A 20,844-nucleotide genomic window follows, 5' to 3' on the forward strand; every position below is an offset into this window, starting at 1 on the left:
CCTCCGTGCCTGCCCCCGCCCGCACCCGCGGCTCTACGGTCCTGGGAAACCCGTAGCCATGAAGAGGGAGGCGAGCCATGACGGATGGACTCGACCTCGGAACACTCGACCTGATGCTCGACGCGCTCGGCGAGTTCGTCGCCGCGGCACTGCCCGAGGAACGCCTGCTGGAGCTGGACCGCGACGACGTCTGCCCCGAGGAGACCATCAGGCGGATGTGCGGCGACGAGCTCGGCGTCCAGCTCGCGTTCGTGCCGGAGGACTACGGCGGCATGGGAGGCGGCGCGTTCGACTCCTACCGCATCTGCGAACGCCTGGCCCGCCTCGACCTGGGCGTGGCCACGTCCGTGTTCGCGACGTTCCTCGGCAGCGACCCCATCCTGTTCGGCGGCACGATGGAGCAGAAGGAGCGCTGGCTCGGCCGGATCGCCAAGGAGGGCATCCTGTTCGCCTACGGCGCCACCGAGCCCGAGGCGGGCAGCGACCTCGGCGCGCTGCGCACCACCGCCACCCCGGTCGAGGGCGGCTACCGGATCAACGGCCGCAAGCAGTGGATCAGCAACGGCTCCATCGCCGACGCCTGGAGCGTGCTGGCGCTCACCCCCTCGGGTCCGTCCTGGTTCGTCGTGGAACGCGGCGCCGACGGCTTCTCCACCGCTCCCCCCGAGGACAAGCACGGCATCCGCCTGTCCAACACGGCCGCGCTCTACCTCGACGACGTGTTCGTCCCGGCCGAGAACCTCGTCGGCCTGGCCGCGGGCCAGGGCCTGACACAGGCACAGAACGTGTTCGGCTACACCCGGCTCATGGTGGCGGCCTTCGGGCTCGGCGGCGGCTGGGAGGCCACCGAGCGCGCGATCCGCTACTCCCTCGACCGCGTCCAGGCCGGGGCCACCCTGTCCACCAAACAGGGCTACACGCACAAGCTGATCGTGCCGCACGTCGTACGGCTGGAGGCCGCCCGCGCGTTCATCGAGGAGACCGCGACCCGCATCGACGCCGGCGAGGGCTCGCTCAACACCGAGGGCGCCATCGCCAAGTACCTGGCCAGCGAGGCCGGCAACGCCGCCGCCGAAGCCGCGATCCAGGCCCACGGCGGCTACGGCTACACCAAGCCGTACCTCGTCGAGAAGATCAAGCGGGACGTGCGCATCACCACCATCTACGAGGGCACCTCCGAGATCCTCGAGATGACCATCGCCAGGGACCGCTGGCAGCAGCACCTCAAGACGCGCGGCGCCTGCTACCGCGACGCCGCCGCCGCGACGGCCGCGCTGCCCGCGCGGACCGGCGCCGCCACCGCCGCGCTCGCCCTCGACGGCCTCGCCGCCGTCCTGGAGTCCTGCCGGACCGGGCGGCTCACCCGCAACCAGCACGTCCTGCTGCGGCTCGGCGAGCTGATCGCCTACGGCGAAGCCGCGGGCAGCCTGGCCAGGCGCGCCGCCGCCGCCCTCGACGGCCGGCTCCCGGACAAGGCCGACCGCCGCTTCACCCCGGCCGCGCTCGCCGCCGTGAGCCGCGTCTTCGCCCGGGAAGCGGCGATGAAGATCGCCGAAGAGGGCGCGCGCTGGGTGCTCGGCGCCCTGCCCGCCCGCGATGCCGGGCCGGAGAGCTTGCGCGCTGACGGCGGCGCCGGGCCGGAGAGCTTGCGTACCGGCGACGGCGCCGGGCTTGAGGGCCTGCGCGCGGACGACATACGGGCGGCCCAGCGCGGCCTGCTCGCCGACATGGACCTGATCGCGGACGTCCTGTACGACCGCGCCGCCCCCCAGGAATCGTCATGACACCCATGAACGCCCTCGCACTCGAACCCGTCGCCGTCGTCGGCCTCGGCGCGATCATGCCCGACGCCCCCGACGCCCCCACCTTCTGGGCGAACATCAAGAACAGCACATACTCCATCTCCGACGTGCCCCCCGAACGCTGGGACCCCGCCCTCTACTACGACCCCGACCCCAAGGCGCCCGACAAGACGTACTCGCGGATCGGCGGCTGGGTGCGCGACTACCCGTGGGACCCCATCGGCTGGCGGCTGGCCGTGCCGCCGGCCGTGGCCGCGCAGCTCGACGGCGGCCAGAAATGGGCCGTCAGCGCCGCCAGGTCCGCCCTCCAGGACGCCGGCTGGCCCGGCTGGAACGCCGACCCCGAACGGGTCGCCGTGATCATCGGCAACGCCATCGGCGGCGAGAAGCACTACCGCTCCAACACCCGCGTCGTCCTGCCCGAATACGTGCGCGGCCTGGAACGCTCGCCCGCCTTCGCCGCCCTGCCCGCCGACATCCGTGAGGCCGTGCTGCGCGAGAGCGCCGGCGCCTTCCTCAGCGAGTTCCCGCCGATCACCGAGGACACCATGCCCGGCGAGCTGGCCAACATCATCGCCGGCCGGGTCGCCAACCTGTTCAACCTGCGCGGGCCCAACTTCACCACCGACGCCGCCTGCGCCTCCGGCCTGGCCGCCCTGTCCTCGGCCGTACGCGGGCTCCAGGCCCACGACTTCGACACCGTGATCACCGGCGGCGTGGACCGGAACATGGGCGTGGCCGCGTTCGTCAAGTTCTGCAAGATCGGCGCCCTGTCGGCCACCGGCACCCGGCCCTTCGACGCGGGCGCCGACGGCTTCGTCATGGGCGAGGGCGCGGCGCTGTTCGTCCTCAAACGCCTGTCCGACGCCGAACGCGACGGCGACCGCGTCTACGCCGTCCTGCGCGGCCTGGCCGGCTCCAGCGACGGCAAGGGCAAGGGCATCACCGCGCCCAACCCGATCGGGCAGCGGCTCGCCATCGAACGCGCCTGGGCCGGCGCCGGCCTCGACCCGGCACAGGCCACCCTCATCGAGGCCCACGGCACCTCCACCCGCGTCGGCGACGCCGTGGAGCTCGGCGCCCTCAGCGAGTTCTTCGAGAAGGCGGGCGCGGCACGCGGCGCGATCGCGCTCGGCTCCGTCAAGTCCAACATCGGCCACCTCAAGGCGGCGGCCGGCGCGGCCGGGCTGTTCAAGGCTGTGATGAGCCTGCACGAGCAGGTCCTGCCCCCCAGCCTCCACTTCGACGTCCCCAACCCGAACGTCGACTGGTCGGCCATCCCCTTCCGGGTCAACACCTCGCTGCGGGAGTGGGAACGGCCGGCGGGCGGGGTACGGTGCGCGGGGGTGAGCGCGTTCGGGTTCGGCGGGACGAACTTCCACGTGGTCCTGGAGGAGTACATCCCCGGCCGCCACCGCCCCGCCGCCGCCCCGACCGTGTACGCCACCTCCACGTCGGTCACCGGGCCCACCTCGCCAGGCAGCGTCCCCTTCCAGGCGGGCGCTGCGCCACAGGCGGTCACCGAGCAGCGAGCGGGCGCTGGGCCGCAGGCGGTCGTTGCACCTCAGGCAGGCGCCGCAAGTGCGGCGCCGCAGGCAACCGCCGCCCCGCCGGCCAGCAGTGCGGCGCCGGCCAGTAGTGCGGCGCAGGGGGGCATTGCGGCGCAGGGGAGCAGCGTGGCGCAGGGGAGCGCGGCGGCGTCGCCCGTCGGGAAGGGACCGGCGACCGTCAGTTCCCGGCCGCCATTGCGGGGAGCCGCGGTCGTGGGCGGGGCCGACGAGCCGGAGGTCATCGCCCGGCTCGAACAGGTGCGTGCCACGGACACGCCGCAACCCCCCGACCCCGCGCTGGCCACCGCGGCCATCAGGGTCGCGATCGACTACGCCGAACCCGCCGACCTGGCGGCCAAGGCGGCGAAGGCCGTCACCGCGCTGCGCACCGGCAACCAGGCCATGTGGCGCATGCTGCGCGCCCAGGGCGTCTTCCTCGGTCGCGGCCCCGCCCCCAAGGTGGCCTTCCTCTACACCGGCCAGGGCTCCCAGTACGTCAACATGCTGCGCGACCTGCGCGAGCACGAGCCCATCGTGGCGGCCACGTTCGACGAGGCCGACCGCGTGATGACGCCGCTGCTCGGCAGGCCCCTGACGTCGTACATCTTCTGTGACGACGCCGACCCGGGCCCGGCCCGGCAGGCGCTGCTGCAGACCGAGATCACCCAGCCCGCCGTCCTGACCGTGGACGCGGCGCTCACCCGCCTGCTGGACGCGTACGGCGTGCGCCCCGACATGGTGATGGGCCACAGCCTCGGCGAGTACGGCGCGCTCGTCGCCGCCGGCGCGCTGACGTTCCCGTCGGCCCTGGAGGCGGTCAGCGCGCGCGGCCGGGAGATGGCCTCGCTGGAGCTGCCCGACAGCGGCGCCATGGCGGCGGTGTTCGGCCCGCTGCCGGAGATCGAGCGCATCGTCGCCGAGTCGGACGGTTACGTCGTGGTCGCCAACATCAACAGCACCGCCCAGGCCGTGGTCGGCGGCGCGACCGAGGCCGTGGACGCGGCCGTGGAGCGCTTCCGCTCGGCCGGCATGACCGCGACCCGCATCCCCGTCAGCCACGCCTTCCACACCTCGATCGTCGCCCCGGCAGGCGGGCCGCTGAGGGAGGTGCTGCGCCGCCTCGACATCCGGCCGCCCGCCAAGCCGATCGTGGCCAACGTGACCGGCGCGTTCTACCCGGCGGACGCCGACGTCGAGACGATGCTCGACATCCTGGGCCGCCAGGTCTCCTCGCCGGTACGGTTCGTGACGGGCCTGCGCACGCTGTACGAGGCGGGCGCCCGCGTCTTCGTCGAGGTGGGGCCGAAGAAGGCACTGCACGGCTTCGCCGAGGACGTGCTCGGCTCGGCCCACGACGACGTGCTCGCCCTGTTCACCAACCACCCCAAGACCGGGGACGTCCCCGCTTTCAACCAGGCATTGTGCGGCCTGTACGCCACCGGCCTGGCCTACCCGGCACCACCGCACACGGGGATGTCCCCAGTGGTGTTCTCGCCACCCGTGGAGACGCCGACGACGATCCGGCCCTATGTGGGGACGTCCCCGGTAGCGATCCCGCCTCACGCGGGGATGCCTACAGCGGCGTTGCCGCCGCCGGTGGAGACGTCGGCGGTGACCGCGTCCTATGTGGGGACGTCCCCGGTAGCGATGCCGTCTCAGGAGGAGGCGGTGGCGAGCTCGTCCCCCATGGGGACGCCCATGGGGGCGGTCCCCTTCCATGCTCGGGCGGAGCACGCCTCTAGTGGGTCCGCCATCCCGAACGCGAGGCTCACCATGACCCCAGAGAGCACCTACACCCAGCTCGGCCGCCTCTTCGCCCAGACGCTTGAACAGGGCCTGGCGATCTACGGCGGCGCCGCGCCGCGCGGCTTCACGGTCACGGAGCCGGTCGTGGTGACCGGGGCCGCGCTCGGGCTGCCCGGCGTGGAGCGCGTCTTCGACGACGAGAACCTGGCCCGCATCCTGGCCGGCCAGCAGTTCATCGACACCATCCCGCACCGCTTCCGCCGCGCCATGGTGGACCGCCGCATCACGCGGCTGGTCAAGCGGGAGGCGGGCGATCCGACGTTCGAGACCATCGGCAGCGAGGCCGACGTGCTCAAGCTCGCCGGCCGGCACGCGCCGGTCGACGTGGTCACCGAGTTCGGCGTGGACGCCGACCGGGACGCCGCCCTCGACGTGGCCACCAGGCTCGCCATCGGCGCGGGGTTCGACGCGCTCCGCGACGCGGGGATCCCGCTGGTCATGCACTACAAGAGCACGACGCTCGGCACGAAGCTGCCCGACCGGTGGGGGCTGCCCGAGGCGCTGCGTGACGAAACCGGGGTGGTGTTCGCTTCGGCGTTCCCCGCCTACGACGCGTTCGCCGGCGAGCTGGAGCGCTACTTCACCGACCGGGGACGCCGGGAGCAGCTGCTCGCGCTGGAGGCCGTGCGGGCCAGGATGCGCGGCGACGAGAGCGCGGCCGCCGAGGTGGACCGCCGCGTCGCCGAGCTGCGCCACCTGCTGCGGAACGAGCCGTACGTGTTCGACCGCCGCTTCCTGTTCCGCTGCCTGTCCATGGGGCACTCCCAGTTCGCCGAGATCATCGGCGCGCGCGGCCCCAACACGCAGGTGAACGCCGCCTGCGCCAGCACCACCCAGGCCATGTGCGTGGCCGAGGACTGGATCCGCACCGGCCGCTGCCGCCGCGTCATCGTCATCTCGGCCGACGACGCCACCTCCGACACGCTGCTGCCCTGGATCGGCTCGGGCTTCCTGGCCTCCGGCGCCGCCGCCACGGACGACGTCGTCGAGGACGCCGCCACCCCGTTCGACCGGCGCAGGCACGGCATGATCGTCGGTATGGGCGCCGCCGCCATGGTGATCGAGTCCGCCGAGGCGGCCCGCGAGCGCGGCCTGCGCCCCATCTGCGAGATGCTGGGCGGCGTCACCGCCAACAGCGCCTTCCACGGCACCCGCCTCGACGTCCAGCACATCTCGCAGGTCATGGAGCAGGTCGTCCGGCAGGCGGAGAGCCACGGCGCGGACCGGCACACGATCGCGCCCGAGACGGTGTTCGTCTCCCACGAGACCTACACGCCCGCCCGGGGCGGCAGCGCGGCGGCCGAGATCCACGCGCTGCGGCAGTCGTTCGGCCCTTCCGCCGACGCGGTCGTGATCGCCAACACCAAGGGCTTCACCGGCCACGCCATGGGCGCAGGCATCGAGGACGTCGTCGCGATCAAGTCGATCGAGACCGGCATCGTGCCGCCCGTCCCGAACCACAAGGAGCCCGATCCGGAGCTGGGCCGGCTCAACCTGTCCACCGGCGGCGCCTACCCCGTGCGGTACGCGCTGCGGCTGGCCGCCGGGTTCGGCTCGCAGATCGCCATGACCCTCCTGCGGTGGACCCCCATGCCGGACGGCCGGCACCGCTCGCCGGACGAGCTCGGCCACGCGTACCGCATCACGGACCCGGCGGCCTGGCAGGCGTGGCTGTCCGCCCTCGCCGGCCGCCCCGGCGCCACCCTTGAGGTGGTGCAGCGCCGCCTGCGCATCGCGGACGCACCTGCCGCGCCCGGGGCGCCTGCCCAGGAATCCGCCCAGACGCTCATGCCGGGCTTTTCGGACGCCCCGACGCCTGCCCCGACCCTCATGCCGGGCTTCTCGGAGGCTCCGGCCCCCGGCGCCGCCGTCGCCCCCGCTCGGACGCCCGCGCAGACACCCGCTCAAGCCACCGTTCCGGCCGCGGAGCCGGTGGTGGCCGCGACCGTCCCACCCGTGACCGTCCCGTCCGCGACCGTCCCACCCGTGACCGTCCTGTCCGCGACCGTCCCGCCCGTGACCGTGCCCGAGGCGGAGGCCGCCACTGCTGCGCCGGTCGACCCGATCGCGGACGCCGTCGTCGGCATCGTCTCCGGGATGACCGGTTATCCGCCGGAGTTGCTGGAGCCGGATCTGGATCTGGAGGCGGATCTGGGGGTGGACACGGTCAAGCAGGCCGAGATTTTCGCGGCGGTGCGGGAGCGGTACGGGTTGGAGCGTGATCCGAACCTGCGGTTGCGTGACTTCCCGACGCTGACCCATGTGGTCGGCTGGATCCGCGACCGCCTCCCCGAGCAGGAGCCCGCCCCGGCACAGCCCGCCGCCGCACCCGTTTCGGCAGCGACCCCCGCGGGGCCCGCGCAAGCGGCAGCCGAGACCGGGTCAACCCAGGCCGAGGCTCCGGCGGACGACGTCCAGGCCGCCGTGGTCGAGATCGTGGCCGGGATGACCGGTTATCCGCCGGAGTTGCTGGAGCCGGATCTGGATCTGGAGGCGGATCTGGGGGTGGACACGGTCAAGCAGGCCGAGATTTTCGCGGCGGTGCGGGAGCGGTACGGGTTGGAGCGTGATCCGAACCTGCGGTTGCGTGACTTCCCGACGCTGACCCATGTGGTCGGCTGGATCCGCGACCGCCTCCCCGAGCAGGAGCCCGCCCAGCCGGAGCCGGCCTCGGCGGCCACGGAACAGCAGCCGCAGCCCGCGTCGGCGGCCACGGAACAGCAGCCGCAACCCCCATCCCTCCCCGAACAGCAGGAGGCCGGTGCCGAGAGGGTCGGTGGGTTCCCGCGCCGGATTCCCGTCCCCGTGCTGCGCCCCGACCGGGCCCGGTGCAAGCCGACCGGCGCGCACCTGGGCGAGGGCGCCAGGATCGTGATCGGCACGGACGCGGGCGGCGTCGGCAAGGCGCTGGCCGGGCGGCTCGGCAAGCTGGGCTGCGAGGTCGTCACCGTCGATCCGGCCGCCTCACCCGAGGAGCTGGTGGCGCAGGCGCGGGGCAGGGTGGACGGCGTCTACTGGCTGCCGGCGCTCGATGCCGAGCGGCCGGTGGCGGAGATGGACCTGCCGGCCTGGCGCGAGGCGCTGCGCCGCCGCGTCAAGAGCCTGTACGCCCTGATCCACGCCCTCTACGAGCAGGCGCCGTTCCTGGTCACCGCGACCAGGCTCGGTGGCCGGCACGGCTACGACGAGGCGGGCGCTCCCGCCCCGCTGGGCGGCGCGGTGACCGGCTTCGCGAAGTCCTACCGCCGCGAGCGGCCGGACACCCTGGTGAAGGCCGTCGACTTCGGTACGGGCGGCAAGGCGTCCGCGCTCGCCGACACGCTGATCGCGGAGACCCTGACCGACCCCGGCTGCGTCGAGGTCGGCACCGCCGGCGGCGACCGCTGGACGATCGGCCTGACCGAGCGCCCGTTCCCAGAAGCAGCCGAAGCAGCCGAAGCAGCCGAAGCAGCCGAAAGCGCCGACGGGATGGAGCTGGGCGCGGGAAGCGTCTTCCTCATCACCGGCGCGGCCGGCGGCATAGTGTCGGCGATCACCGCCGACCTGGCCACCGCCTCCGGCGGCGTGTTCCACCTGCTGGACCTGATCCCCCAGCCCGACCCGTCCGACGAGGACCTGCGCCGCTACAACAGCGACCGCGACGCGCTCAAGGCGGACCTGGCCGACCGGCTCAAGCAGCGCGGCGAGCGCCCGACCCCGGTGCTGATCGAGCGCGAGCTGGCCCGCTTCGAGCGGCTGCGGGCGGCGCTGGACGCGATCGAGGCGGTCAGGAGGGCAGGCGGCACGCCGTACTACCACCAGGTGGACCTCACGGACCCGGACGCGGTGCGCCGCGTCATGGACGACGTGCGCGCGGTGAGCGATCACGTGGACGTGCTGCTGCACGCCGCCGGCCTGGAGGTCAGCCGGTCGCTGGGGGACAAGCCGCGGGCGGAGTTCGACCTGGTGTTCGACGTCAAGAGCGACGGCTGGTTCAACCTGCTGCACGCGGCGGGCGACCTGCCGATCGGCGCCACCGTGGTGTTCAGCTCGGTGGCGGGCCGTTTCGGCAACGCGGGTCAGGCCGACTACAGCGCGGCCAACGACCTGCTGTGCAAGCTGACCAGCGGCATGCGCCGCACCCGGCCGGGCACCCGGGCGATCGCGCTGGACTGGACGGCCTGGAGCGGCATCGGCATGGCGACGCGCGGCTCCATCCCCAGGATCATGGAGCTGGCGGGCATCGAGATGCTGCCGCCGGAGGTGGGGGTGCCGTGGATCAGGCGCGAGCTGACGTCCTCGGGTGAGCGCGGCGAGGTGCTGGTCGCGGGGGCGCTCGGGGTGCTGGGCGCGGAGTCGGACGAGAGCGGCGGGCTGGCCGCCGCCTGCGCGGACGAGCCGATGGCGGACGCGGTGGAGGCGTTCGGGGTGCACTCGGGCCTGGTCGTCCGCGTGACGCTGGATCCGCGGCGGCAGCCGTTCCTCGACCATCACCGCATCGACGGCGTCGCGGTCCTGCCGGGGGTGATGGGCATCGAGGCGTTCGCCGAGGCGGCGCGGCTGGCCGCGCCGGGCCGGCAGGTCACGGCGGTGGAGGACGTCGACTTCCTGGCGCCGGTGAAGTTCTACCGGGACGAGCCGCGCACGCTCACGGTGACGGCCGTCGTCACCCCGGACGGCGGCGACCTGCTCGCCCGCTGCGAGCTGACGGCCGAGCGGCTGCTGCCCGGTCAGGACGAGCCGCAGCGCACGGTGCACTTCACCGGGAACGTGCGGCTGTCGGGCTCGGCCCGCAAGGGCGCGCGGCGCGACCGGGCGCCGGAGGAGGGCGTGGCGACGATGGCTGCGCCGCAGGTGTACACGCTGTTCTTCCACGGCCCCGCCTACCAGGTGGTGGCCTCCGCCTGGGCGCACGGCACGGGCGCGGCGGCGAGGATGCCGGACGACCTGCCGCCGGCGCTGGACCCGGAGCGGCCGACGGTGACCTCGCCGCGCCTGGTGGAGCTCTGCTTCCAGACGGCGGGCCTGGCCCAGGCCGCCCGCGACGGCGTGCTGGCGCTGCCCGCCCACGTGGACCGCGTCCTGCTCCATCCGGCCAGGCCGGCCAAGGACGTGCAGGCGCTCGTCGAGGCGGGCGAGGGCCGCTACGACTGCGTGGTCGTGAACGGCGACGGCGCGGTGCTCGTGGCCGTCGAGGGCTACCGGGGCACCCCGCTGCCCGGCGACCTGCCGGAAGAGGTCGTCCGGTCGCTGGCCCCGTTGCGAGACAGGCGAGGAGAGGTCTGACATGACCGGCATCGAGCGGCTCGCGATCGTCAACCGGGGCGAGCCGGCGACGCGGGTGCTGGACGCCGTCGCGGAGCTCAACCGCGACGGCGCCTCCCCCCGCATGGCCACGATCGTCCTGCACACCGACCAGGACGCCGACGCCTGGTACGTGCGCCGGGCCGATGAGGCCGTCTCCCTCGGCCCGGCCACCTACCTCGACCCGGTGGACGGCCACCGCAAGCCGGCCTACCTGGACGAGGAACGGGTCGTGCGGGCGCTCCAGGAGGCCCGCGCGGACGCGGTCTGGGTCGGCTGGGGCTTCCTGGCCGAGCACGCCTCGTTCGCCGAGCGCTGCGAGCGGGCGGGCATCACGTTCGTCGGGCCGCGCAGCGCGACGATCCGCCTGCTCGGCGACAAGATCGCGGCCAAGCTCCTGGCGGAGCAGGCCGGCGTGCCGGTCGTGCCGTGGAGCGGCGGCCCCGTGACCGGCGCGGCCGACGCGCTGGAGCACGCCGGGCGGCTCGGCTTCCCCGTGGTCGTCAAGGCGGCGGCGGGCGGCGGCGGGCGCGGCATCAGGGTGGTCCGCACGCCGCAGGAGCTGGCCCCGGCGCTGGCCGGCGCCCGCGCCGAGGCGCAGGCCGCGTTCGGCGACCCGGCCGTGTTCGTGGAGCGGCTCGTCCCGCGCGCCCGCCACGTCGAGGTGCAGATCATCGCGGACGCGTACGGGACCACGTGGGCGGTGGGCGTGCGCGACTGCAGCATCCAGCGGCGCAACCAGAAGGTCATCGAGGAGTCCGGCTCCACGGCGCTGACCCCGGCAGCCGAGCGCGCCGTCATGGCGGCGGCGGTGCGGCTGGCCCGCGAGGCCGGCTACCAGAACGCGGGGACGGTCGAGTTCCTGCTCGACCCGGACACCGGCGCCCACCAGTTCATGGAGGTCAACACCCGGCTCCAGGTCGAGCATCCGGTGACCGAGGAGACGACCGGCGCCGACCTGGTCAAGCTGCAGCTCCACGTGGCCAGGGGCGGCCGGCTCGAAGGCGAGCCGCCGCCCGCCCGGGGCTGGGCGGTCGAGGCCCGGCTGTGCGCGGAGGACCCGGAGCAGGCGTTCGCGCCCGCGCCGGGCCGCGTCGCCGTGTGGCGGCCGCCGTCCGGGCCCGGGATCCGGGTGGACGCGGGCGTGGCCGAGGGCGACGTGATCGCGCCGGAGTTCGACTCGATGATCGCCAAGGTGGTGGCCAGGGGCGGCGACCGCAACGAGGCCATGGCCAGGTTGCGGCGCGCGCTGGCGGCGACCCGCGTGGTCATCGAGGGCGGCGCCACGAACCGGGCGTTCCTGCTGTCGCTGCTGTCGCGGGACGAGGTGCGCCAGGGCACCGCGGACAACCGGTGGCTGGACCGGCTGACCGCCGAGAGCGGGCACCTGCCGGCGGCGGACCCGGTCGCCGTGCTGCAGGCCGCCGTCGAGGCCTACGACGCCGACCACGAGGCGGAGCGGGCCGCCTTCCACGAGGCCGCCGGCCGGGGCCGCCCCGACCTGCCGGACCGGATGGGCCACCGGGCCAGGCTGCGCTACCGCGGCCGCCCGTACGACCTGCGCGTCCTGCGTACGGGCCCCGAGGAGTACCGGATCGAGACGCCCGGCGGGCCGGTGCGCGTGGGGGTGCGGCGGCTGGGCGCGTACGAGCGGCGGCTGTCGTGCGGCGGTGCCGCGTACCGCACGCAGATCGCCACCCGCGGCCCCGCGTACCTCGTGGAGGTGGAGCGGGACGGCGAGTGGGCGGCGCACGCGGTGCACCGTGACGACGGGGGGATCGTGCGGGCCTCGCACCCGGCGTTCGTGGTGGCCGTGCCCGTCGTGGCCGGCGCCCGGGTGGCCGAGGGCGACCCGCTGGTGGTGCTGGAGAGCATGAAGCTGGAGTCCACGGTGGCCGCCCCGTACGCGGGCGAGGTCGCCTCCGTCGAGGTGGCCGCCAACACGCAGGTGGGGGCGGGACAGCCGCTGCTGCGCATCCGCGAGGCGGCGGACCCGTCCCGGCCAGGGGGGACGCCGGTGTCCTTCACGGCGCTGACCCACGCGGACACCGTCGCGCCGGACAGCCGGGCGAGGTACGCGGCCCTGTGCGGCAGCCTGCTCGGCTTCGACCTGGACCCGCGCGAGCTCGTCGGTCACGACCCGGACGAGCCCGCCGACCCGGAGCTGCTCGCTTGCGAGGACGCGTTCCTGGACCTGTTCGCCGACGTGTGCGGCCTGTACCGGCCCGTGCCCGACCCGGAGGAGCCGGAGAGCCCGAGCGCGCAGGAGTACCTGCTGTCCTACCTGCAGTGGCTCGACCCCGGCAGGGCGGGGCTGCCCGCCGGCTTCCGCACCCGCCTGGAGCGGGTCCTGGCCAGGTACGGCGTGCGCGGGCTCGACCGCACGCCGCAGCTCGAAGAGGCCGTCGTCTGGCTGTACCGCTCCTTCCACCGCGCCCAGGATCTCGCGCCCGCCGTCGCGGCCGTGCTGGAGCGCCGGCTGCGGCACCGCGACCTGCTGCCGGCCGGCCCGGGCCTGCGGGACCTGCTGGACCGGCTGGCCATCGCCGCGCAGATCCGCCTGCCGGTGGTCGCCGACCTGGCCAGGGACGTGCGCTTCCGCTACTTCGACGAGCCCCAGCATGAGCGGGCGCTGGCCGCCGTCTACGCCGAGATGGAGGCCCATCTCGACGACCTGGCCGCCGACCCGGGCCGGGCCGACCGGGACGAGCTGATCGACCGGCTCGTGTGGTGCCCGCAGCCGATGCGCGGCCCGCTGCTGGCCCGCTGGCAGGCGGCCGGCCCGGAGATGCGCGGCGTCGTCGTCGAGATCTACATCCGGCGCTTCTACCGCACCCGCTCGCTCACGCACCTGAGCTGCGGCGGCCGGCTCGGCACGGCCGACTTCGCGCACGAGGGCGTGCCGTACCACCTGGTCGTGGCCTACGGGCCGCTCGCGGAGTGCCGGACGGCGTGCGAGGACATCGCCGCCCACCTGAAGGAGGTGGACCCGGCGCGGCGGGTGATCGCCGAGCTGATGACGTGGCGGCCGGGGGAGCGGCCCGCCGCCGGCGCCACCGAGGCCGAGGTCGCGGGCCTGCTCGCGGGCGTGAGCTTCGCCCGTCCCCTGGAACGGCTGTCCGTGACCGTCACCAGTGAGCGCGGCCCCGGCCCCGAGCACCACCGCACCCAGCACTTCGCCTACCGCCACACCCCCGAGGGCTTCGAGGAGGAGCCGCTCTACCGCAACCTGCACCCGATGATCGCCGAGCGGGCCGAGCTGTGGCGGCTGTCCGCCTTCGACCTCGAACGGCTGCGCTCGGCCGAGGACGTCTACCTCTTCCGCGGCGTCGCCAAGGACAATCCGGCCGACGTGCGGCTGTTCGCCATCGGCGAGGTGCGCGACCTGAGCCCCGTCCGCGACGCCGACGGCCGCGTCGTGTCGCTGCCCCGGCTGGAACGCATGGGGCTGCAGGCGCTGGCCGCCATGCGCGAGCACCTGGCCGCCACGCCGCCGGAGCGGCGACCGCAGCCCAACCGCATCATCCTGTGCGTGCGCCCGCCGTTCGACGTGCCCAGCGCCGACTGGCCGCGCCTGGCCCGGCCGTTCGTGCCGCTGGCCGCCGGAGCGGGCCTGGACAAGCTGGTGCTGCAGGTACGGATCCCCGGCCCCGGCGGGTCGGCGGAGCCCGCGGTCCTGCACGTCGAAGGGCTCGACGAGGACCATCTCACGGTACGCAGGGAGCCCTACGGCCGGGCGCCGGTCAAGCCCGTCACCGAGTACCGGCGCAAGGTGCTGCGGGCCCGGCGGTTCGGCGCGCCCTACCCGTACGAGATCGTCCGCATGCTGGCCCCGCCCGAGGGCACCCCCGGCGACTTCCCGCCCGGCACGTTCACCGAGCACGACCTCGCGAGCGACGGGACGCTCGTCCCCGTCACCAGGCCGGAGGGCGGCAACACCGCCAACCTGGTCGTCGGCGTCATCACCAACCACACTGCCAAGGTGCCCGAAGGCATGTCCAGGGTCGCCATCCTCGGCGACCCCACGCGCAGCCTCGGCTCGCTGGCCGAGCCCGAGTGCCGGCGGGTGATCGCCGCGCTCGACCTGGCCGAGCGGATGCGGGTGCCGGTGGAGTGGTTCGCGCTGTCGTCCGGCGCGCGCATCGCGATGGACAGCGGCACCGAGAACATGGACTGGATCGCCGCCGTGCTGCGCCGCCTCATCGAGTTCACCCAGGCGGGCGGCGCGGTCAACATCGTGGTGACCGGCGTGAACGTGGGCGCGCAGCCGTACTGGAACGCCGAGTCCACCATGCTCATGCACACCCGCGGCATCCTCGTCATGGTGAGCGGCAGCGCCATGGTGCTGACCGGCAAGCAGGCGCTCGACTTCTCCGGCGGCGTGTCGGCCGAGGACAACACCGGCATCGGCGGCTTCGAGCGCATCATGGGGCCGAACGGGCAGGCCCAGTACGGCGTGACCAGCCTGGCCGAGGCGGGCCGCGTCCTGCTGCGCCACTACGAGCACGCCTACGTCGTGCCCGGCGAGCGGTACCCGCGCCCGCGGCCCACCTGCGACCCGGCCGACCGGGACGTGCGCGAGTCGCCCCACGCCGGCCCCGGCTTCGCCACCGTCGGGGAGATCTTCTCCGCCGCGCACAACGCCGAGCGCAAGAAGGCGTTCGACATCCGCTCGGTGATGCGGGCGGTGTGCGACGCGGACGCCGAGCCGCTGGAGCGCTGGGCCCGCTGGCGCGACGCCGAGACGGCCGTCGTGTGGGACGGGCACGTCGGCGGCATCCCCGCCTGCGTGATAGGGCTGGAGTCCGCGCCGCAGGCCAGGCACGGCTTCGTGCCGGCCGACGGGCCGCCCGCCTGGACGGCCGGCACGCTGTTCCCGCAGTCGTCGCGCAAGGTCGCGCGGGCCGTCAACGCCGCCAGCGGCAACCGGCCCGTCGTGGTGCTGGCCAACCTGTCGGGGTTCGACGGCTCGCCGGAGTCGATGCGGCGCTGGCAGCTCGAGTACGGCGCCGAGATCGGGCGGGCGGTCACCAACTTCGCCGGGCCCATCGTCTTCGTCGTCATCTCCCGCTACCACGGGGGCGCTTTCGTGGTGTTCTCCAAGCGGCTCAACCCCGGCCTGGAGATCGCGGCCGTCGAGGGCTCCTACGCCTCAGTCATCGGGGGCGCGCCGGCCGCCGCCGTGGTGTTCGTGCGCGAGGTGCGGGCGCGTACCGAGCGGGACCCGCGCGTGACGGCGGCCAGGGAGTCGGGGTCGCGCTCGCGGCTCGTCGAGGTCACCGCGGAGGTGCGGGCGGACAAGCTGCACGAGGTCGCCGCCGAGTTCGACCGGGTGCACAGCATCCGGCGGGCGCTGGAGGTCGGCTCGGTGGACCGCGTCATCGCGGCGGCCGAGCTGCGCCCGTACGTGATCGACGCGCTGCAGAGGGGGATGGCGGCGACATGAACGCGCACGAGCCGGGCCGGTGCGGCGTCGGCTGGCTGGCGCGTGGCGAGGGGCACCTGCCCGCCGGGGACGGCTGGCTGGCGCCCGAGGAGGCCCGCCGGGCGGCCGGGATGCGCTTCGCCAAGCGGCGCACCGAGTTCCTGGTCGCCCGGTGGACGGCCAAGGAGGCCATGGGCCGCCTGTTCCCGGCGCCGCCGTACGAGCTGGAGGTGCGCCACCACCCGAGCGGGGCGCCGGAGGCGTACCGGGCGGGGGCGCCGCTGCCGGTCGGGGTGTCGCTCACGGACCGGGCCGGGTGGGCGGTGTGCCTGCTCGGCCTGGAGCCCGGCGCGGTCGGCTGCGACCTGGAGCTGGTGGAGCCGCGCAGCCCCGCCTTCGTCGCCGACTACTTCACCCCCGCCGAGCGGGAGGTCATTGGCGCGGATCCGCTGCGGGCGAACCTGCTGTGGTCGGCCAAGGAGAGCGCGCTGAAGGTGCTGCGCACCGGGCTGCGCAGGGACACCCGCTCGGTCGAGGTGACGCTCGGCTGCGGCCCGCCGTCGGAGGGGTGGACCGGGCTGACGGTGCGGGCGGAGGAGGGCAGGACGTTCCACGGGTGGTGGCGCCGCTTCGGCGGCTTCCTCCTCACGGTCGCGGCCGACCGGCCGGTGCCGCCGCCCCGCGCGCTGGAGGAGCCGCCCGCGCTGGCCGGCGCCGTACCGTCGCACAGCTGGCTGGCCGGGCCGCTCGCCTGAGGCGGGGCTAGACCCCCGCGGCTACCTTGCCGTTCTTGTGCAGGTTCTCCATGCTGCGGACGAGGGAGAGGTTGGCGGCGACCAGCGTACGCACCTGCTCCTCCAGCTCGTCGACCCGCTTGCGCAGGGCGAGCAGCTCCGCCTCGATCGCGGGCGATCCCATGATCATCCGTCCACCAGTCATGATCGACGCACCTCCGTCATCTGCCGATGAGTCCATGGTGCACGCCGGGGCCGGATCCTGGGCAGCGGCGAACGTCCCCCGCCGGGCCGCCGAAGGGCACGGGCGGGACTTTCGGCCCTACGGGTGACATGTCTCCCATATGTAGGCTCTCTACGTAGGCAACCTACATATAGGAGTGGACATGGCCCGTTCGGGAACCACCCCATGGCGGCACCTCCTGGCCGCCCTGCACGTCCTGACCTCCGTGGGCTGGATGGCGTTCGCGCTCGCCCTCGTCGTGCTGCTCAGCCACGCGATGCGGACGGGAGACCCCGCCGGCTACCGCATGGCCGACCTGCTCGACGACGACATCCTCCTGCACTTCGCCAACGCCTCCGCCTTCACCGGCCTCATGCTCTCCGGCATGACCCGCTGGGGCTACACCCGGTACTGGTGGGTCCTGGCGAAGCTCCTCATGACGCTGTGCCAGCTCTACGCCGGCATCTTCCTGCTCGGCACGCGGCTGGACGCGTTCGCCGCCGGCAGCCGGGAGCCCGCCACCGCCCTCATCGCCGGCACCGGCCTGATGGCCTCCGCCCTGGCGGTCCAGACGTGGCTGGCGGTCGCCAAACCCTGGAAGCGCACCCCCTGGGCACGGGCCGCAGCCCCCGAGGTGCCCGCATGGATGCTCGCCGCCGCGGTCGCGGTGCCCGTCGCCGACTACCTGACGGCCACGCTCGTGTTCGGCCATCCCGCGCCCCTGCTCACCGTCCTGACCGTGCTCGGCTACCCCATCTGGCGGGCCGCCCGCGCCGGTGGCCGCCGCCCCGCGCGGGCGTAGTCGGGCCTTTCGGCCCTGGCGGCGACCGGGCCGGCGGCCTGCACTGGAAGTGGAGGTGGGCGCCATGTACACCCAGGTCAAGGAGACACATGCGGCCGTGGTGTTCCTGCTCGGCGAGCACGCGTACAAGCTGAAGAAGCCCGTGGACCTCGGCTTCCTCGACTTCGGCACCCTGCGCGCCCGGCGCACGGCCTGCCACCGCGAGGTGGAGCTCAACCGGCGGCTGGCCGCCGACGTCTACGAGGGCGTCGCCGACGTGCGCGGCCCCGACGGCATGATCTGCGAGCACCTCGTCGTCATGCGCGCCATGCCGCCCGAGCGGCGCCTGGCCACGCTCGTCCGCGACGGCAGACCGGTCGGCGAGCCGCTGCGCGCCATCGCCCGCCGGCTCGCCGGGCTGCACGCGAGCAGCCGCCACTCGCCCGAGATCGACCGGGAGGGCGGGGTACGGGCGCTGCGGGCCCGCTGGAGCGACAGCTTCGCCCAGGTACGCGGCCTGCCCGGCGCCATCATCGACCCCGGCACGCTCGCGGAGATCGAGCAGCGCGTCAGGGACTTCCTGGACGGCAGAGCGCCCCTGTTCGACAGCCGCATCGCCGCGGGCCGCATCGTCGACGGGCACGGCGACCTGCTGGCCGAGGACATCTTCTGCCTCGACGACGGCCCGCGCATCCTCGACTGCCTGGAGTTCGACGACCGCCTGCGCTTCCTCGACGGCCTGGACGACGCCGCCTTCCTCGCCATGGACCTGGAACGGCTCGGCGCCCCCACCCCGGCCAGACGGTTCCTGAGCTGGTACGTCGAGTTCAGCAACGATCCCGCGCCGGCCGCGCTGTGGCACCACTACGTCGCCTACCGGGCCTTCGTCCGCGCCAAGGTCGCGTGCCTGCGCCACTGGCAGGGCGACACCGACGGCGGCTGGCAGGCCCGGCGCCTGGCCGAGCTGGCGCTGCGCCACCTGCGCGCAGGAACCGTCACCCTGGTGCTGGTCAGCGGCTCGCCCGGCAGCGGCAAGTCGACGCTCGGCGGCGCGCTGGCCGACCGGCTCGGCTACACGCTGCTGCACAGCGACCGCGTCAGGAAGGAGCTGGCCGGCCTCGACCCGCTGGAGCCCGCCGACGCGCCCTACCTCCAGGGCATCTACGACCCCGAGCACACCGCCAGGACCTACGCCGAGCTGCTGGCACGCGCCGAGCGCCTGCTCGGCCAGGGCGAGTCGGTCGTGCTGGACGCGTCCTGGGCCGACGGCCGGCACCTGACGGAGGCCGAGACCGTGGCCACCCGCACCGCCGCCCGCCTGGTCAGGCTCCGCTGCACGATCACCCCGCGAATCGCCGCCGAGCGGCTGGCCGCCCGCGAGCGGAACAGCTCCGACGCGGACCAGAGCATTGCGGGCGCGATGGCCGCGGCCATGGCGCCATGGCCGGACGCGGTCGAGATCGACACGAGCGGCCCGCCGGAGCAGGCGCTCACCCGCGCGCTCGCCGCCGTCCACCCGCCTCACCTGAACGTCCCCCGCCCCTTCCGCCGGCCCCAGTTGCCCCCCGGCTGAGGGAGCACGAGGCAGAGCCGTCAGCGGCTGAGGGAGCACGAGAGCCGTCAGGTGACCTCGGGCACCATCTCGATGGCGCCCGCCGGGCACTCCGACACGCACAGCCCGCAGCCCTTGCAGAAGTCGAGGTCGATCTCGTATCGCAGCCCGGGCCCCAGCTTGAGCACCGCGTTGTCCGGGCAGACGCCGTAGCAGTTGTCGCATTCGAAGCAGTTGCCGCACGACAGGCAGCGCCGCGCCTCGAACAGCGCCGTCGCCTCCTCCAGCCCGCCCTCGACCTCGTCGAAGGTGCTCGTCCTGCGCGCCAGGTCGAGCTTGGGGCGGACGGTGGCCGGCGCGTCGCTGTAATACCAGGTGTTGAGCAGGTCGAAGCCGGCCATCGGGTGGCGCGGCGGCGGCCGGTGGGTGCCGCCGCGCAGCCAGGCGTCGATGTGCCTGGCCGCCTTCTTGCCGTGCCCGACGGCGACCGTCACCGTGCGCTCGGCCGACACCATGTCGCCGCCGGCGAACACGCCGGGGCAGCCGGTCATCATGTCCGGCCCGACCTTGACGACGCCGCCCTCGACCTCGACGCCGGGCAGCCCGGCCAGCAGCGACAGGTCGGCCTCCTGGCCCAGCGCCAGCACCACCGAGTCGGCGGCCAGCTCCTCGAACTCGCCGGTCGGCCGCGGGAAGCCGGTCTCGTCCAGGCGCATCCGCTCGATGACGACGCGCTCGCCGTCGGCGTGCGCGATCGTGGACAGCCACTTCATCCGCACGCCTTCCTCGCTCGCCTCGGCCACCTCGCTGTCGTGGGCGGGCATGCGGTCGCGGGTGCGGCGGTAGACGACGACGGCATCGGCGGCGCCGAGGCGCCTGGCGGTCCTGGCGGCGTCCATGGCGGTGTTGCCGCCGCCGTAGACGACGACGCGGCGGCCCAGCAGCGGCGCGGGCCCGTCCGCCACGTCGCGCAGCACCGAGACCGCGTCGAGGATGCGGGCCGAGTCTCCGGCCGGGAGGTAGGCGCGCCTGCCGATGTGCGCGCCGACGGCCAGGAAGGCCGCGTCGAAGCCGCGCATCGCCTCGGCCAGGTCGGTGACGGTCCGGCCGAGCTCCAGGGTGACGCCCATGTCGAGGATGCGCCGGATCTCGGCGTCCAGGACATGGCGGGGCAGCCGGTAGCGGGGGATGCCGAAGCGCATCATGCCGCCGGGCGCCGAGCCGGAGTCGATCACGGTGACGGCGTGGCCGAGCAGCGTCAGGTGGTAGGCGGCCGACAGCCCGGCCGGCCCCGCGCCGACCACGAGCACCCGCTTGCCGGACGGCCCGGCCGTCACGGGGACGGTCCAGCCGTGCTCGATGGCCTGGTCGCCGAGGAAACGCTCGACCGAGTTGATGCCGACGGCCTCGTCCAGCTCGCCCCGGTTGCAGGCGCTCTCGCAGGGCCGGTAGCAGACGCGGCCCATGACGGCGGGGAACGGGTTGTCCAGCATGATCTGCCGCCAGGCGGCCTCGTAGGAGGGCTCCTCGGCCAGGCTCAGCCAGCGCTGGATGTTCTCCCCGGCGGGGCAGGCGTGGTTGCAGGGCGGCAGCCGGTCCACGTAGACGGGCCGTTCGGTGCGCCAGGCGCCCGTCTTGTTGGCGTGGCTGCTCCCGGCCCCCAGCGTGATGGCGAAGGGCTTGTCCAT

General features: G+C 74.3%; 8 protein-coding genes. 6 read left to right on the forward strand and 2 right to left on the reverse strand.

All coding sequences use genetic code 11. The annotated features are described in order from the left end of the window. Nucleotides 1–77 precede the first annotated feature (77 nt). Genes HCN51_RS04515 through HCN51_RS04555 form a run of 4 tightly spaced genes read left to right on the forward strand, consistent with a single transcriptional unit; the run spans nucleotide 78 to nucleotide 16,621 of the window. A complete protein-coding gene (locus tag HCN51_RS04515; RefSeq protein WP_168007053.1) occupies nucleotides 78–1,784 on the forward strand; it encodes an acyl-CoA dehydrogenase family protein in 1,707 nt (568 codons plus the stop codon). Nucleotides 1,785–1,789: 5 nt separating this feature from the next. After that, the gene (locus tag HCN51_RS57975) at nucleotides 1,790–10,423 is read left to right on the forward strand and encodes a type I polyketide synthase (RefSeq protein ID WP_206066541.1); all 8,634 of its coding nucleotides are present in this window, start codon (nucleotides 1,790–1,792) and stop codon (nucleotides 10,421–10,423) included. Nucleotide 10,424: 1 nt separating this feature from the next. Next, nucleotides 10,425–15,887 carry an ATP-binding protein gene (locus tag HCN51_RS04550; protein WP_168007055.1) on the forward strand — a complete coding sequence of 1,821 codons (5,463 nt, stop codon included), beginning with the start codon at nucleotides 10,425–10,427 and terminating at the stop codon, nucleotides 15,885–15,887. Then, nucleotides 15,884–16,621 carry a 4'-phosphopantetheinyl transferase family protein gene (locus HCN51_RS04555; RefSeq protein ID WP_168007057.1) on the forward strand — a complete coding sequence of 246 codons (738 nt, stop codon included), beginning with the start codon at nucleotides 15,884–15,886 and terminating at the stop codon, nucleotides 16,619–16,621. The genes HCN51_RS04550 and HCN51_RS04555 overlap by 4 nt, the downstream gene beginning before the upstream one ends. A gap of 7 nt (nucleotides 16,622–16,628) precedes the next feature. On the opposite strand, the gene HCN51_RS04560 is transcribed toward HCN51_RS04555, so the two are convergent. Then, nucleotides 16,629–16,805: a hypothetical protein gene (locus HCN51_RS04560; RefSeq protein WP_168007059.1), complete on the reverse strand. Its 177-nt coding sequence runs from the start codon at nucleotides 16,803–16,805 to the stop codon at nucleotides 16,629–16,631. Nucleotides 16,806–16,986: 181 nt separating this feature from the next. Between HCN51_RS04560 and HCN51_RS04565 the strand changes: the two genes are divergently transcribed. Next, nucleotides 16,987–17,625 (forward strand): hypothetical protein, encoded by a 639-nt coding sequence (locus tag HCN51_RS04565; RefSeq protein WP_168007061.1) that lies wholly within the window; start codon nucleotides 16,987–16,989, stop codon nucleotides 17,623–17,625. A gap of 64 nt (nucleotides 17,626–17,689) precedes the next feature. Next, nucleotides 17,690–19,177, forward strand: coding sequence for a bifunctional aminoglycoside phosphotransferase/ATP-binding protein (locus HCN51_RS04570; protein WP_168007063.1), 1,488 nt, complete (start codon nucleotides 17,690–17,692; stop codon nucleotides 19,175–19,177). Nucleotides 19,178–19,224: 47 nt separating this feature from the next. Here the strand turns inward: HCN51_RS04570 and HCN51_RS04575 are convergent, their stop codons facing one another. Then, nucleotides 19,225–20,844 carry an NAD(P)-binding protein gene (locus tag HCN51_RS04575; RefSeq protein WP_206066542.1) on the reverse strand — a complete coding sequence of 540 codons (1,620 nt, stop codon included), beginning with the start codon at nucleotides 20,842–20,844 and terminating at the stop codon, nucleotides 19,225–19,227.

The sequence above is a fragment of the Nonomuraea composti genome (assembly GCF_012034275.1).
Lineage (GTDB): Bacteria > Actinomycetota > Actinomycetes > Streptosporangiales > Streptosporangiaceae > Nonomuraea > Nonomuraea composti.